The 14,749-nt window shown below is 40.3% G+C and carries 14 protein-coding genes; 10 read left to right on the top strand and 4 right to left on the bottom strand.

Annotated elements, in window-relative coordinates:
• The first annotated feature begins 11 nt into the window (after window positions 1–11).
• A complete protein-coding gene (locus ACFW35_RS14140; protein ID WP_379846588.1) occupies window positions 12–1,313 on the top strand; it encodes an Nramp family divalent metal transporter in 1,302 nt (433 codons plus the stop codon).
• A 38-nt stretch (window positions 1,314–1,351) separates the two neighbouring features.
• Here the strand turns inward: ACFW35_RS14140 and ACFW35_RS14135 are convergent, their stop codons facing one another.
• Window positions 1,352–2,344, bottom strand: coding sequence for a D-2-hydroxyacid dehydrogenase family protein (locus ACFW35_RS14135; protein ID WP_379846586.1), 993 nt, complete (start codon window positions 2,342–2,344; stop codon window positions 1,352–1,354).
• 463 nt (window positions 2,345–2,807) lie between these two features.
• On the opposite strand from ACFW35_RS14135, the gene ACFW35_RS14130 reads away from it, so the two are divergent.
• From ACFW35_RS14130 to ACFW35_RS14120, 3 genes are read left to right on the top strand one after another with little or no spacing between them, the layout of a single operon-like run.
• Complete coding sequence (locus ACFW35_RS14130) at window positions 2,808–4,166, top strand: sugar phosphate nucleotidyltransferase (protein ID WP_379846585.1); 1,359 nt, start codon at window positions 2,808–2,810, stop codon at window positions 4,164–4,166.
• A 13-nt stretch (window positions 4,167–4,179) separates the two neighbouring features.
• Entirely contained in the window at window positions 4,180–4,866 is a 687-nt protein-coding gene (locus tag ACFW35_RS14125; RefSeq protein WP_379846583.1) for a glycosyltransferase family 2 protein, read from the top strand.
• A 14-nt stretch (window positions 4,867–4,880) separates the two neighbouring features.
• A complete protein-coding gene (locus ACFW35_RS14120) occupies window positions 4,881–6,032 on the top strand; it encodes a glycosyltransferase (RefSeq protein ID WP_379846582.1) in 1,152 nt (383 codons plus the stop codon).
• Here ACFW35_RS14120 and ACFW35_RS14115 read toward each other — a convergent pair.
• Window positions 6,018–7,190 carry a glycosyltransferase family 4 protein gene (locus ACFW35_RS14115; protein ID WP_379846580.1) on the bottom strand — a complete coding sequence of 391 codons (1,173 nt, stop codon included), beginning with the start codon at window positions 7,188–7,190 and terminating at the stop codon, window positions 6,018–6,020. The two genes, ACFW35_RS14120 and ACFW35_RS14115, sit on opposite strands and share 15 nt — an antisense overlap.
• Window positions 7,187–8,305 carry a glycosyltransferase family 4 protein gene (locus ACFW35_RS14110; protein ID WP_379846579.1) on the bottom strand — a complete coding sequence of 373 codons (1,119 nt, stop codon included), beginning with the start codon at window positions 8,303–8,305 and terminating at the stop codon, window positions 7,187–7,189. Before ACFW35_RS14110 ends, ACFW35_RS14115 begins: the two co-directional genes overlap by 4 nt.
• Before the next feature lie 179 nt (window positions 8,306–8,484).
• On the opposite strand from ACFW35_RS14110, the gene ACFW35_RS14105 reads away from it, so the two are divergent.
• The 3 genes from ACFW35_RS14105 (at window position 8,485) to ACFW35_RS14095 (ending at window position 9,974) form a co-directional block, all read left to right on the top strand.
• Window positions 8,485–9,024 carry a hypothetical protein gene (locus ACFW35_RS14105; RefSeq protein WP_379846577.1) on the top strand — a complete coding sequence of 180 codons (540 nt, stop codon included), beginning with the start codon at window positions 8,485–8,487 and terminating at the stop codon, window positions 9,022–9,024.
• A gap of 338 nt (window positions 9,025–9,362) precedes the next feature.
• A complete protein-coding gene (locus ACFW35_RS14100; RefSeq protein WP_379846576.1) occupies window positions 9,363–9,785 on the top strand; it encodes a DUF1801 domain-containing protein in 423 nt (140 codons plus the stop codon).
• Between the two features lie 66 nt (window positions 9,786–9,851).
• On the top strand, window positions 9,852–9,974 hold the full coding sequence (locus ACFW35_RS14095; RefSeq protein WP_379846574.1) for a hypothetical protein: 123 nt from the start codon (window positions 9,852–9,854) through the stop codon (window positions 9,972–9,974).
• Between the two features lie 240 nt (window positions 9,975–10,214).
• Here ACFW35_RS14095 and ACFW35_RS14090 read toward each other — a convergent pair whose 3' ends face one another.
• Entirely contained in the window at window positions 10,215–11,198 is a 984-nt protein-coding gene (locus tag ACFW35_RS14090) for a nucleoside hydrolase (protein WP_379846573.1), read from the bottom strand.
• A 165-nt stretch (window positions 11,199–11,363) separates the two neighbouring features.
• Between ACFW35_RS14090 and pepT the strand changes: the two genes are divergently transcribed.
• From pepT to ACFW35_RS14075, 3 genes are all read left to right on the top strand, one after another.
• On the top strand, window positions 11,364–12,596 hold the full coding sequence (gene pepT / locus ACFW35_RS14085; protein WP_379846571.1) for a peptidase T: 1,233 nt from the start codon (window positions 11,364–11,366) through the stop codon (window positions 12,594–12,596).
• A gap of 309 nt (window positions 12,597–12,905) precedes the next feature.
• A complete protein-coding gene (locus tag ACFW35_RS14080; RefSeq protein ID WP_379846570.1) occupies window positions 12,906–14,174 on the top strand; it encodes an aminopeptidase P family protein in 1,269 nt (422 codons plus the stop codon).
• Window positions 14,175–14,305: 131 nt separating this feature from the next.
• Window positions 14,306–14,743, top strand: coding sequence for a MarR family winged helix-turn-helix transcriptional regulator (locus ACFW35_RS14075; RefSeq protein ID WP_379846568.1), 438 nt, complete (start codon window positions 14,306–14,308; stop codon window positions 14,741–14,743).
• Window positions 14,744–14,749: the final 6 nt, after the last annotated feature.

Here is a 14,749-nt window from a genome sequence, read left to right as displayed (position 1 = left end):
GAGGAGTAAACTTGAAAAGTGAATCATCATTGAATCATGATCTGCATCACGCAACAGCAAACACTGGTCCTTTGCCGCCACAGACAATAGGGCAAAAGCTGAAAATGATTGGTCCAGGATTTGTAGTCGCTGCCACTGGAGTCGGAACAGCGGATATGATTACTGCTATTGTCATCGGAACTTCTTTCGGTATGACCTTCGTATGGGCAATTATTGTGGGAGCTATCTTAAAATACTACTTAAACGAAGGTGTTGGACGCTGGTATCTTGCAACAGGGCAAACGATTCTGCAAGGCTGGCATTCCCTTGGCAAATGGGCAACGAGTTATTTTGGAGTCTACTCTGTTATTTGGGGTTATATTTATGGAGCTACAGCCGCGATGACTTGCGGATTAGGCATGCACGCTATGCTGCCGATCATGCCGATCTGGGCATGGGCCATCGTACACTCACTGGTTGGATTCGCTCTTGTGTGGACGGGCCGCTATTTATTGTTTGAACGAATCATGACTGTACTCATTGGTGTTATGTTTATCACGGTTATCGGAACATCACTCCTCTTTTTACCTTCAATCGGGGAGTTTGCAGGAGGTTTTGTACCTCGAATGCCTGATGGATCACTCATGCTCGCTTTAGGATTAATAGGAGGTGTAGGCGGAACGATCACAATGGCGTCCTATGGGTACTGGCTGAAGGAAAAGGACTGGAAAGGAAAGGCTTTTGTTCCAATCATGAGGCTGGATTCTAAAGCAGCGTATGTGATCACGGGAATTTTTACGATGGCTGCACTTGTGATCGGTGCAAAATTCTTATTTGGAACAGATGTAAAACTGGAAGGAGACCAAGGTTTGCTGGATCTTGCCGGATTATTGGGGCAGAAATTCGGAACACCATTGCGGTGGCTTTTCCTGATTGCTTTTTGGTCGGCAGCTTTTACTTCACTTCTCGGAGTATGGAACGGTGTACCGTACTTGTTCGCTGACTTCTTAAGAACGATTCGAACCAAAAAGGAAGACTTGCACAAAGTTAAGCCGGTATCGGAAAAAGATAAGTCTTACCGCGCATATCTTGCTTGGCTGACATTTCCGCCGATGCTCATTTTCTTTTTGGGGAAACCAGTGCAGCTCATTATCATCTATGGAGTTCTCGGAGCATTGTTTATGCCATTTTTAGCTATATCACTGATCATTTTATTGAACTCGAAAAAAGTGGACGCGGAGTACCGCAACAAATGGGTGACGAACGCAGTCTTGATCGGATGCCTCCTTATGTTTGCGTACCTCGGAATAAACGAACTGCAAAAGCTGTTTTAATAAAGGAAACGTCTCGTGAAAAAAAGGCAAAAGGCTCGTCATTGACGGGCCTTCAATTGGATATTTTCAAGATTCACGATTCGTTCTGGCTTACCTTGGATTAAAAAAGAAAGGATGTTATCGATGCTTACAGATAAAAACTGATGAAACATATTATCTGTCTTCCATCCAATATGAGGCGTTAAGATTACGTTATTCAGCTTCAAGAGCGAGTGATTCTGGTCGATTGGCTCATGATTAAATACATCGAGGCCAGCTCCGCCGATCCAATTTTCTTCTAATGCTCTTAAGAGTGCAGCTTCATCCACTACTTCTCCCCTTGACGTGTTAATAAGGAAAGTATCTTTTCTCATAAGTTTAAAATGTTTTTCTGAAAGTAAGTGTTTTGTTTCTGGAACGAGCCTCACCGTAATCACTACAAAATGAGATCTCTGCAGCAAATCCTCCAGTTCACTGAATTCAACACCCTGAGCTTCTGCACGTTCTTCAGTTAATCGGGGTCCCCAGGCGATTGTATTCATGTTGAAAGCTCTCGCGATTTTTGCGACACCCGAACCAATTTTACCAAGACCGATAATACCCACCGTTTTATTTTCAAGTCCTAAACCGGATGATTCCGCCCATTGTCCTTGTTTCATCTGCATATGTAATGACAAAAGATTGCGAGAGTGAGTGATCATCATGCCGATGATTAATTCCACAACAGCGGCAGATCCCCCAGGAGTGGTGGCTACAGGTATGTTCAGCCGATTCGCCTCGTCCATATCAATATGAGCAAGACCAGCACCTGTTTGTGCAATAAGCTTAATATTCTTTAGTTGCTTGAGCACTTCTTTAGAAAACCTCATACGTTCTCTTATCGGTAAAATGACATCTGCATGCTCGATACGGCTTAGAAGAACATCATGAGAGGGTTTATCCTGATAGATCTCAACTTGAAAGTGCTGCCGCAATCGCTCTATTTCTGGATTTTCCGCAAAACTTTTTTCCCAATCATCTAATATGACTACTTTCACTAATACCCACCCCATCCTCGTTACTCATTTCCTTTTTATCATAACGAAAAAAGAAGAAATCATCTTCTTTTTTTAAAGGCTTTTTCTGAAGGATTGTTGCTTTTGGCTTTTTCTATTCTCATCATTTGCAAGTTGATTGGAGCGCAAGGTGCGTGCCTACCACCTGAGAAGCTTCTCGCTAGGCATGCGACGAGGAAGCTCACAACGGTAGCATTTACTTGTAGACGCAGGAGCAAGGGATACTTCCATGAAGCGGTCAGGTGGAGACTCCTAATGGCGCAAAGCGGCAGGAGGCTCACCGCACGCCCCGTGGAAAGCGAGCAGCCTGGAGCGGAAATCAACTACTTTCAATAGCAACAATGTATGCGAAAACAGTCTTTTTAAATCGTCGGGTCTTAGGTTGTTGTAAGAGAACCGCATATCATCTTATGGATCTTCATAGAATAGCAAAGGCCGTTTTACACAATGGAGGATTGATATGAAAATTCTTCTTTTATCAGGCGGTGCCGGAAGAAGACTTTGGCCGTTATCGAACAAGGTCAGAGCAAAGCAATTTTTAAAACTGCTAAGCAGAGAGAATAACAGGAATGAATCCATGCTGCAGCGTGTATGCAGACAATTAGAAGAAGTTGGTCTTTTTTCAAACACTTATATTATTACGAGCCAAGATCAGCAAGACTTAATTCAAAACCAGGTGGCAGCACCGATGCCAATCATCAGTGAACCAAGCCAAAAAGGTACCTTTTCAGCTGTATCATTAGCTGTTGCTTATCTTCATTCAAAACAGGAGGCAGGACTCGATGAAACGATATGTGTTCTCCCCATCGATGCATTTGCGGACCTATCCTTTTTCCACCTTATTAATCAGATGCCTTCTATCCTCGCAAAATCCTTGGCAGAACTTGCGCACATTGGTGTTGAACCTGAATTTCCATCCGACCAACTGGGTTATATCGTTCCCAACATCACGGAACAGTCCAATGACTATTTTCAGGTCACTCATTTTATTGAAAAGCCGAATATGAAAAAAGCTGCTGAACTAATAAAGAAAAAAGCTCTTTGGAACTGTGGAGTTTATGGTTTCAATATGAGCTTTATGCTTCAGCTGCAGAAGGAAAAAGGAATTTCAACACAATACGATGAGCTGCTTAGCGTTTATAATAATCTTCCCAAATTAAGCTTTGATGTGGCAGTAGCTGAGCATAGCAAGCGTTCAATCGTCGTACCTTATAGCGGACAGTGGAAAGATATTGGTACGTGGAAGAAGATAAGTGAACATATGCCTTCAACGGTTACAGGTCGGGGCATGCTCTCGGACGACTCAATCAATACACATGTTGTAAACGAATTATCACAGCCTGTTCACGTGATAGGAATTTCTGACAGCATGATTGTGGCTGGCGCTGATGGAATACTTGTAGCGGATAAAAGCAGATGTGCAGAAGTAAAGCTGCAGCATACAAAAGAAATGCCCCGCTATGTGGAAAAACGATGGGGCAGCTATAAAGTTTTAGAAAAGATAGACGCGGCTGATGAACAGCAGTCCGTTACAAAATTCGTAAACGTACTGCCGAACTGTAATATCAGTTTACATGTTCATCATAATAGACAGGAGATCTGGACCATACTTTCAGGTTCAGGTGAAGTGATTGTAAACAGCCAGCTGCACTCAATTAAAGCGGGGGACGTCATTCAAATTCCTATAGGTTTTAAACATTCAATTAAAGCGTTAACTCCTCTTAAGTTTATTGAAGTGCAAATTGGAGATGAGATTAACGAGAACGATATACTGCGTATTACGTATTCATGGGATGAGGCAGTTCAACAATGTACGTAAGGTGGAGAGGATCATGGTCTCAATCATCTGCTGCACAATGAGAGAACAATTTATGGAGAACGTTTTTCGGAATTACGAAAATCAGCTTATGTCAGAAAAAGAAATGATCATTATATTAAATAATGATCATTTACAATTAGCCAAATGGAAAGCAAGGGCAAGATTATTCAAAAACGTATCCGTGTATCAGCTCCCTGAAGAAACGACGCTTGGCGAATGTTTAAATGCTGCTATTCAAATAGCCAGCTATCCTTATATTGCAAAGTTTGATGACGACGATTATTACGCACCACATTATCTTCAGCAATCCTGGGATACTTTGCAAGAGACAAAAGCGGATGTAATTGGGAAACGAACAGTCTACATGTACTTTGAAGATGAAAAATTGCTTGCTATTAATAGTCCGAGCAGAGAGAAGATGTTCGTGAGACAAGGTCTGAAAGGAGCTACTCTGTTTTTTAATAAAAAAATCTGTGAGAACATCCATTTTCCTGCTCTGAACCTTGGAGAAGATACTGTTTTTTTGAAACAGTGTGTAAAGAATAATTTGAAATTGTATTCGGCAGATAAAAGAAATTACGTATGCTTACGTACTTTCCGGTCCGGTCATCATACATGGAATATCAATAATGCCGCACTGAAAAGAAAATCATCTATCGTTTGTCATACAGAAGATTTTAAGTCTCTCATTCTCGAATGAAAAAGGAGATTAATATGAAAGACTATCAAGTGATTTGGCGAGGGCCTGTACTAGATGCAACAGGGTACGGAACAGCAAGCAGGGAATATGCTCTGGCTTTAGACAGGCAAGGTGTTGACGTGAAAATTGAAACGTATACTTGGAATTTCCCTTTTACTATAGAGAATCGAAAGAAAAAAGAGAGGCTGCAGCAGCTCATAGAAAAACCTGCATCAAACGATAAACCGAAGATCTTAATCTATCATTCTCCTCCGGCTTTTATTGATAAAAAAGAAAGAGAACAGTATGAGTACAGCCTATTAAATACTGTCTGGGAAACGAATAAAATCCCTGAATCTTGGAATGCGATCATTCGAACCTTTGACGCCGTATGTGTACCGTGTACCCATAATATAAAGGCACTGAAAAACAGCGGCGTTTCTATCCCGATTTTCCTGGTTCCTCACGGGGCCGATTCGACCATGTATCATCCTGCCAATCCGCGAATAACGCTGCCTGAAGGAGAGGGAAGGTTTGTTTTTGTTTCAGTCTTTGATTTTCAGCACCGGAAAAATCCGGAAAGTCTCTTGCGTGCTTATTGGGAAGCGTTCACCTCAGATGACCAAGTCCTGCTTGTCATCAAAACATATGGCAGTTCGCGCAAAGAAATCAGGAGTGCCATTATAAATTATAAAAGAAAGCTTGGGTATGGTGATGATACGGCGCCTCTTTATGTAATGACAGGGATCTGCGAGGAAAAACAATTAAGAGGACTTTATACCGCAGGCGATGCGTTTGTACTTCCCACAAGAGGTGAAGGTGTTGGGCTGCCTTTTATAGAGGCATTATCGAGCGGGTTGCCAGTGATCGCAACAGGGTGGGGCGGACAGATGGATTTCTTACATGAAAAGAATTCCTTTTTGGTGAAATATAAACTGCAGAGTCCTTCGATCAGCATGCACAATGAAAATGCGATATCCACAACTTATCCTAGCTTTGCTGAGAAAGACCAGCTATGGGCAGAAGCGGATATTGAGCATCTGAAGCAGCAGATGAGGTATGCCTTTATGAATCCGGAACTGTGTAAACAAAAAGGGGTACAAGGCAGACAAGATATGCTGAAAATGACATGGGAAAAAGCAGGTATGGCTATGATAAAAGCTATCGAGAGGTTAATGGGACATTAATTTTTTTAGTTCAAAGTTCATTTGTTTGGCGATGCTTTTCCATGAAAAATGATTGTTTATATATTTTTGCCCATTTAAGGAAACTCCATGTAATACGTTTTTATCAGTTGTGTATCGCTTTAGTGTATCAGCGAAGTTATTTTTTTCAGCATGAATGTAGTGTTTCATAGGGATCAGATTTAATCCTCTTACACCGAATTCCGTTGAGAATAATGGAAGTCCTGCAGATAAAAACTCCAATGTCTTCAAATTAACGCCAGCACCCGTGAACATAGGATTAATGGCAAGATCAGCTTCTGCCAATAACCTTAATTTATGTTTATGGCGCACTCTTCCCAAGAGTTTCACATTAGGTTTACTAGAGTTTGCAAATGGAGTACAGCATCCTCCAGCGACAACGAATTCAATTTCAAGACAGCTGTCAGCTAGATGATTAATGATATAATCCACGGATTCAAGGTTAGGCGGATAATCTGCTCCAATAAAAAAAGCTGTGGGCTTTTCGTTAGATGACTTTATTCTTGGGAGCCTTTCAGATGTATGAATACCATTAGGTGCCACCATAATTTTAGAAGGGTTTGGAGTGTACATCGTTATCAAACTATTACTTTCGTCCTCTGAGGTTGAGAAAACGAGGTCCGCACCTCTTACTAGCTTTTTTTCCAAGTTGAAAAGCACAGGAAGGTAGTCTCTAGCCAGATTGTTTTTCCAAATCTGTTCTGCGAGCTTGTATTCGTGATTATGACTGTTATAGATTCTGAGTTTACGATCCTTACCAAAATACTGATCATATTGAAGCAAATAAGGGGATTCGTGAACGATTAGATCGGCAGAATCATAGAGAGAGTCAAACTGCTTTTTTAATAGAGTAGGATAATTGGACAGTTCAGTCTGTATAAGTAAGCCGAATTCATAGGATAATTCATTGTGCTGCAGTTTTCCCACCACTTCATGATAAAAGGAATCCTTCTCGACCTTATATTCTCTGAAGGTAGGAGAATATGTAAACAAACCTCCTTTATGGCCAAAGGTTTGGGAAAGAAGAGTAACATCGTAATAGCTGCTGAGCTCCTGATAAATATGAAAATAGCGTAAAGTGCCACCGCTGGTCGGAGGATATACGGTTGGGAAATGATTTAACACTAGAATTCTTTTCATCGCTTATCATTCCTCTTAATAACTTGCTGAAACACAGCGAGTGTTTCTTTGGCGCAATTATCCCATGAAAAAATCTTTGACCGAACCATTCCTTTAATGATAAGAGCAATCCTTGTTTCTGGATACAGGAGTTTTAGCATCTTATTTGCTATGTCTTCTGGGTTTTCGGGATTGAAATGAAGAGCTGCATCACCTGTAACTTCTGGAATACTTGCTCTGTCTGAACAGATGATTGGACATTTAGATTTCATCGCTTCGACCAAAGGAATGCCAAAACCTTCATAAAGGGAAGGGAAGACAAGGAACGAGGCGTGGGCATACAAATCAGGCATAGCTTCTGTTGGAACATACCCGAGAATCTTTACTTGGTCTTGGAGTAAATGTTGGTCTAAAAATGTTAAGACAGACTGATACGTCTGGTTTTCTTTCGGTGCAAAACCTGTAAGAACAAGAGGGATACGCTTTTTATAGTGATCCCGAAGAATAACGATAGCTTTCAAGAGATTAAGGTGATTTTTATGCGGGTTATAGCTTGCTGGATAAAGAGAAAACCCACTTTCCAGCTGTTCAATTATGCTGTTATTTGAATACCGATCTCTGTAATGATGGAAAGCTTCAGGTGCATCAGGGTAGATAGCCGTAATTTTATCTTTAGGGATATGAAGGTGTCTGGAAATAGCTTTTTTCGAGAACTCAGAAACCGTTAAAACGGCATCGAAGGATGGAGCGAACTTTTCATAATAACGGTTGTTTTCGTGCAGTTCACCTGGTACAAATTGCGGGTAGCGTGTATGGAGAACGTCATGAATGGTCGCTACAGAAGGCACCTGGATATTTGGAATATACGATTTGTGGACGGGTGAAAACCAAACATCAATCTGGTTTTCTTGAATTCGGCTGTGAACTTCAGTTTGAATTTTAGATTCCTTCAACATGACTTTTTTTATACGATCCTGAAAATCAGGGAAGATATCTCTGCTTGGTTTTGTAAGAAACAAAAATAATTTTACTTTTTCATCTGCTTTTTTTAGATGTTCGATTAAGTGTTTAACATATTGCTCAACCCCTCCATATCTGTCTTGTGAAAGGGTCAATAAATTTACCCCGATTCTCATATGTATCACCTCATACTATCGTCCTTCCATATGTATATGTTCGTGCCAAGTCCATAGCCACTTTTTATGTTGAGTACACAAAAATTGCTTAAGTGCCCATTCCTTTTTATCACCTTTTGCATTTAATATGTTGAGGTTTAATGACAATGAAGAAAAAGAATGGAAAAGGAGTGCTTTAAATGAGTGAATCGAAAGATAGATCTAAGGATAAACATAAAAACAGCAAAGTGAAGATTACCACGGGTCCGTTCCTTGTTCCGGAGGAAGTTGACTCAGAGCTTCAAGGGGGCAGGGAGAACGATCGAATCATCATCATCTTGAAAAATCCGACGGACAAATATCTCAAAGTAAAAGTAACACTTGGTGTATGTCTAGAACCAAGAGAACCTGTGAGTGGTTCAATAAATGTATATAAAGACATTGAAGAAAAAGAAATTAAATTAGGATACTTCACTTTAAAGCCCCATACATGTACACGAATTGAGAGAAATATTCCTCGTGGTTTGGGAATAGGAAAAGATGAGAGTAATGCAGTTTATCGCGTAACGGCAAAAGGTGATTTCAACGTTAGTTCGGACGGAAGTACAGTACTATGCGGGTTGGCCGAGATTTCGGTTATTGGAGGAAGTGTATTTAATTTCCAAGAAGCAGGTCTTGAGCAGGCAGATCCAGCATTGTTCTTCCCGTACAGCAATTTCGTCGTTTGTAATAAGTGCTAGCTGTTTTGCGATCAGGCGGATGTTGATTCCGCCTGTTTTTTCGTTGAGGAGACGTGTGAAAAGGCGGAAATTGTCGGGGAATGACAGCTCGTGGATAAATGAACAAAATTTTTGGAATCAAGGGTTGAACTCGCGGATTAAGGTCCGAAACTCGTGGATTCCTACCTAAAACTTTTGGATTTAAGCCACATGTTAGCTGAATATACCCCTGGTGTACCGTGGAATGACCAGTTTCGAGGTTCGAAACTGTACGTTTTTAAGGCAAACTTTTAAAAGGAGAAAGAATTTACATGTAGAAGACTTATCCTAGATCAAAATAACGTTAAAGGAGAGGGAATATGTACGAACTGAAAACGAAAGTGAACGATAACAGTGTCATCGAGTTTATTGAAAACGTAGATAATCCGAAAAAACGTGAGGATGCTTATAAACTATTAGATATTTTCACCGAAACTACCGGTTTTGAGGCTAAGATGTGGGGGTCAAGTATAATAGGTTTTGGATCCTATCACTACAAGTATAAAACTGGTCACGAAGGGGATGCACCACTAGTTGGTTTTTCGCCGCGCAAAGCGAAGATCAGTCTCTATTTTGCACCAGGAGATCCGAACCGGGAAGAATTGATGAACAAGTTTGGAAAGCATACGACCGGAGCAGCTTGTGTATACATAAATAAAATAGCTGATGTTGATGTCGAAGTGTTAAAAGAATTGATCAATCAATCAGTTGCCTTTTTACAAAAGACGTATCCGCAAGAATAGAACGATGAATAAAAATGGTGGCCAATTTGAAAAAAAAAGAAAACATATAATCTCTCAAACAGCGGGTTGGCAAGCGGTATTGTGATTGGTGTTGCAATCGGACTGGCTCTTGACAATATTGCCATTGGTATCGGAATTGGAATTGTGTTTAGTCTTGCCATATCAAGCGGAATGAAGAAAAAGAAATAGCGAAAAGGAGCCCGTTTAAGGACTCCTTTTTTATGATTAAAATCAGTGTTTGTCTTTGCATCTGCACTTTTTCTTCTTTTTCTTGCGCTTTTTACATTTTAAATGAACCCAGCTTGAAGAAGAAGAGGACTCACATTTGTCCCAGCATTTGTTCCAACCCATTAAAATCACCCCCGCTATTGTCGCAGCACCTTAACTTTAGCGCTGATACTATATCATATGCGGGAGGGGACAAGTTGTTTAGACGGATGAAGATTTTTTGTGAAATATACGATTGCCTCTATAGGTCATAGTTTTAATAAAATCCTGTACAAAAGCGTTGTAGTCAAACCAATTTGCGATGTGATCAACGGCATCAGGAGGTCCTTCTTGAGGAGCTCTCGTTCTAAAGTCTGCTTGGCTGAGTCCTTTTGTATCGTCCATATTGATAGAAACCGATGCTTTTCTGTCCACATAGCGTACTTTATCTGGATTGGTCAGCGCAAATAATGGCAATACATCATGTATGGGACTTCCTTCAATTCCGGGTACCAGCTTTTTATACGCTTCGTTATAGAAATCAAAGATTGGTTTAATTAAAGGTGAGAAAGAATTATAGTCTGCAGAAGATATTTGACTGATTGTTTCAGGTTTTATGAGGGCATAGTTTGTCACGTTCAATGGAAAGATATAGACGTTTCTCGCTTTATTGAGTACTAGATTTGATGCAATCGCATCGCCATGAAAATTGGCTTCGGCAAGCGGGGTGACATTCCCAGGAACTAAGAACGCTCCTCCCATGATATAAAAAGCTGAAATCTTATGCATCTGTTCGTCGCCACCCAAAATAAAAGCAGTCGCTAAAGAGGTAGATCTTCCAACATCGACCACTACAAGGTTGTTTTCATATTTATTAATGATTTTAAAGATCTCATCAAAATTGAAAATTTCTCGTGGAATCGTTTCCGGCGGCTGGATGGGTCCAAGACCTTCTTCCCCATGAATTTCAGGATAATAAACCGCTATCTCTCCGCTAAAAGGACTCCTTGCGCCATAAATGATGGGGATGTCCGGCCGGTTCGCAAGCTGCAAGAGATACGCGATATTCTGAGTAGCTTGCTGCTGAGGCACGTTTCCATAACTAGAGACAATCCCCACAACATTTATTTCTGGGTTAAGAAGTGCATACATGATCGCGAGTGAATCATCAATTCCAGGATCACAAAACAATAAAGCATTGTACATTGGTGTGCCCCCCTCAACTATAAATATATGCAGACATTTCATGAAATTAGCTATTGAAATCTGAATATTATTTCAATGGATTAACTATTTGCCGAGGTTTTTCTGAATAGGTAACCATTAACAAAACATGCTATGATAAAACAAAAAAGAGGAGTTGATTGAAAATTGAAACAAGAAATCATTGATAGATTTACTTCTTATGTAAAAGTAGACACCCAATCAGATGCTAGCAGTGAAAATACTCCTTCAACACCGGGCCAGCTGACACTGGCTAACATGCTAGTTGAAGAATTGAAGCAAATCGGAATGGAAGAAGTTGCGATTGACGATAACGGCTACGTGATGGCAACACTTCCATCTAATACGGAAAAAGAAGTGCCAGTTATCGGTTTCTTGGCGCATGTTGATACGGCAACAGATTTTACAGGAACGAACGTCAAACCGCAGATTGTTGAAAACTATGACGGCGAAACAATCATACTGAACAAAGACTTACATATCGAACTATCACCAAAAGACTTTCCTAGTTTAAAAGATTACAAAGGTCATACTCTGATCACGACAGACGGTACAACGCTGCTCGGTGCTGACAACAAAGCAGGTATCGCAGAGATCATGACGGCCATGAAGTATTTGATCGATCATCCAGAAATCAAGCACGGCAAGATCAGAGTGGCATTCACACCCGATGAGGAGATCGGCCGAGGTCCGCATAAGTTCAATGTTGCTGCATTTGGTGCTAAATTTGCTTATACGATGGACGGAGGACCTCTTGGCGAGCTGGAATATGAAAGTTTTAATGCGGCAGATGCAAAGATTAGAATTTTAGGCAAGAACATTCACCCAGGTTCTGCAAAAGGCAAGATGATCAACTCTGCTAAAATCGCGATGGAACTCCAAAGCAAGCTTCCGGCAGACGAAGCGCCTGAATACACAGAAGGATATGAAGGTTTTTACCACCTGCTTGGATTAAAAGGCGACGTTGAAATAACCGAGATGGCTTATATCATCCGGGACCATGATAAAGAGCTTTTTGCGAAAAGAAAGTCAACGATGCAAGCGATCGTTGACGAACTTAGAGAAAAGTATGGCAAAGACAATATTCAGCTGAAGATGGAAGATACGTATTACAACATGAGAGAGAAGATCGAACCTGTTAAAGAAATCGTAGACCTTGCTTACAAAGCGATGAAAAACTTAGAAATAGAGCCAATCGTTAAACCGATCCGCGGAGGAACTGACGGTTCTCAGCTATCCTATATGGGACTGCCGACACCGAATATCTTCACAGGCGGGGAGAACTATCATGGCAGACACGAATACATCTCGGTAGACAACATGATTAAAGCAACTCAAGTCATCGTCGAACTCGTTCAGTTGTTCGAACAGGAAGCATAAACAGATTGAAGCTAACCATTTTATTAAGTGGCTAGCTTTTGTTAATGGGTACAGGGGACTCGTTAATGGTAATGAAGCTGGCAAGAGCCTGAATAGCAATTATCACATAAAAAGTATCATAAACACATGAATATAGAAGTTCATCACATAAAAACTACTATTTATCGCATAATTACCCTTTTATTGGTAATTAAGTATCAAAAAATTCAAAAAAATATCTGTCATTAGTTTGCTAAACTATTTATAATATAATTACATAAATAAACTAATCAGTCGGTTTTAAAACATGCACAAATGAGGAGGATCTATATGGAGTCCTATTTTTTTGAAAGAAATCGCAGCAGATTGAAGGAATTGCTTCCAGATGAATCACTCACAATTCTTTTTGCAGGAAAAGCACCTCAGAAATCAGCCGATGAGCACTATTCGTTCGTACCAAATCGCAACTTTTATTACTTAACAGGTATTAACGAGCCAAACGTGATTCTATTGATGAAGAAGAATGGCCAAACGTTTGAGGAAACTCTTTTTATCGAAAAAGCGGATCCTGTAATGGAGAAGTGGGTCGGTAAAACAGTTTCAAAAGAAGAAGCTGAAAACATCTCCGGAATCAAAGACATTAAGTATACAGAAAGCTTTGAATCCTTTGTAGCAGGAAACTTCTTTACGAATCAAGCAAAGCAAGTTTGTTTAGATCTAGAACGCCGCGGCTGGTCAGGTGCACCAACGAGCACTTCTCTTTTTGCAAAACACATTCGTGAGCATTATCCGCACGTTACGATCCGCAACATCTATCCTGAGATTTGTGAACTGCGTGTCTTCAAAACAACAGAAGAAATCCAGAAGATTAAAGAAGCGATCGCAATAACAAAAGAGGGAATCTATAATATTCTGAAGAACGCTAAACCTGGGATGATGGAATATCAGCTAGAAGCACATTTTGATTTCACATTAAAATCCAATGGTATCCGTGATTATGCGTTCAAAACCATTACGGCAAGCGGCAAAAACGCAACAGTGCTGCACTATGAGCACAATAATGCGCAAACGAACGACGGTGATCTCGTTCTGCTGGATCTTGGCGCACAAAAAGACTATTACAATGCCGACATCAGCTACACGTTCCCGGTAAATGGGAAGTTTACAGACCGTCAGAAAGAGCTTTATAACATCGTGTTAAAAGCGCTAAAAGAAACGACAGCAATGATCAAACCGGGCCTTCCTTATGCGGAACTCGATAAGCATGCAAAAAAGGTTTTATCCGAAGAGTGCAGAAAAATCGGCTTGATTCAAGAGGACTCAGAAATCTCCAATTACTATTATCATAGTGTAGGGCATTTCCTTGGACTGGATACGCATGATGTTGGCTCATACAAAGACCGCGTGCTGGAGCCAGGAATGGTAATCACAATCGAGCCTGGGTTATATATTGAAGAAGAATCGATCGGAATCCGAATTGAGGATGATATTTTAGTGACAGAAGACGGTTATGAAAATCTGTCAAAAGATATCATGCGGGAAACAGATGAGATTGAAAATTTTATGGCGACACAAGGGCAATTATCACCCAAAATATAATGGATTATCAACACTTCGATATAAATTATCGGAGTGTTTTTTTAATGTGGTAAGGTTAAGTAGAAGAAAATTGACAAATTTTAAAAGCTAATGTAATTTGTATGTACAAGCAAAAATAAAGGGTGTTTTTAATGACCGATAACAATTTAGACAATTGCATTTTAGATAACTGTCTTTATTTTACAGTTAATAAGCTTTCACGTGCGATTACTAGAATGGCAGAGGATTCGTTCAAAAAGACGGGTTTATCTCCAACGCATGCCTTCTTGCTCATGTTAGTAAATAATAAACCGGGCATTTCTCAATCTGAGTTAGCTGAAGAACTGCACATGATGCCTTCTACTATTACTCGATTCATAGATAAGCTTGTTATGAAAGGCTTAATCGAGCGAAAAGCAGAAGGGAAACGATCTTTCATTTTCCCGACTGAAACAGGGGAAAACACGCAGGTAGAAATAAAAGAAGCGTGGAAAGATCTATATCGAAACTATTCTGCTGTACTTGGTGAAGATGCTGGAAAAAAACTAACGGTGCTTATCCGTGAGGCAGGAAATACGCTGGAAAAGTAAAAAAAT

The organism is Fictibacillus sp. NPDC058756 (assembly GCF_042746035.1).
Classification (GTDB): domain Bacteria; phylum Bacillota; class Bacilli; order Bacillales; family Fictibacillaceae; genus Fictibacillus.
The sequence above is the reverse complement of the archived record's forward strand: the minus strand, read 5'-3'. Positions and strand labels throughout refer to the sequence as shown.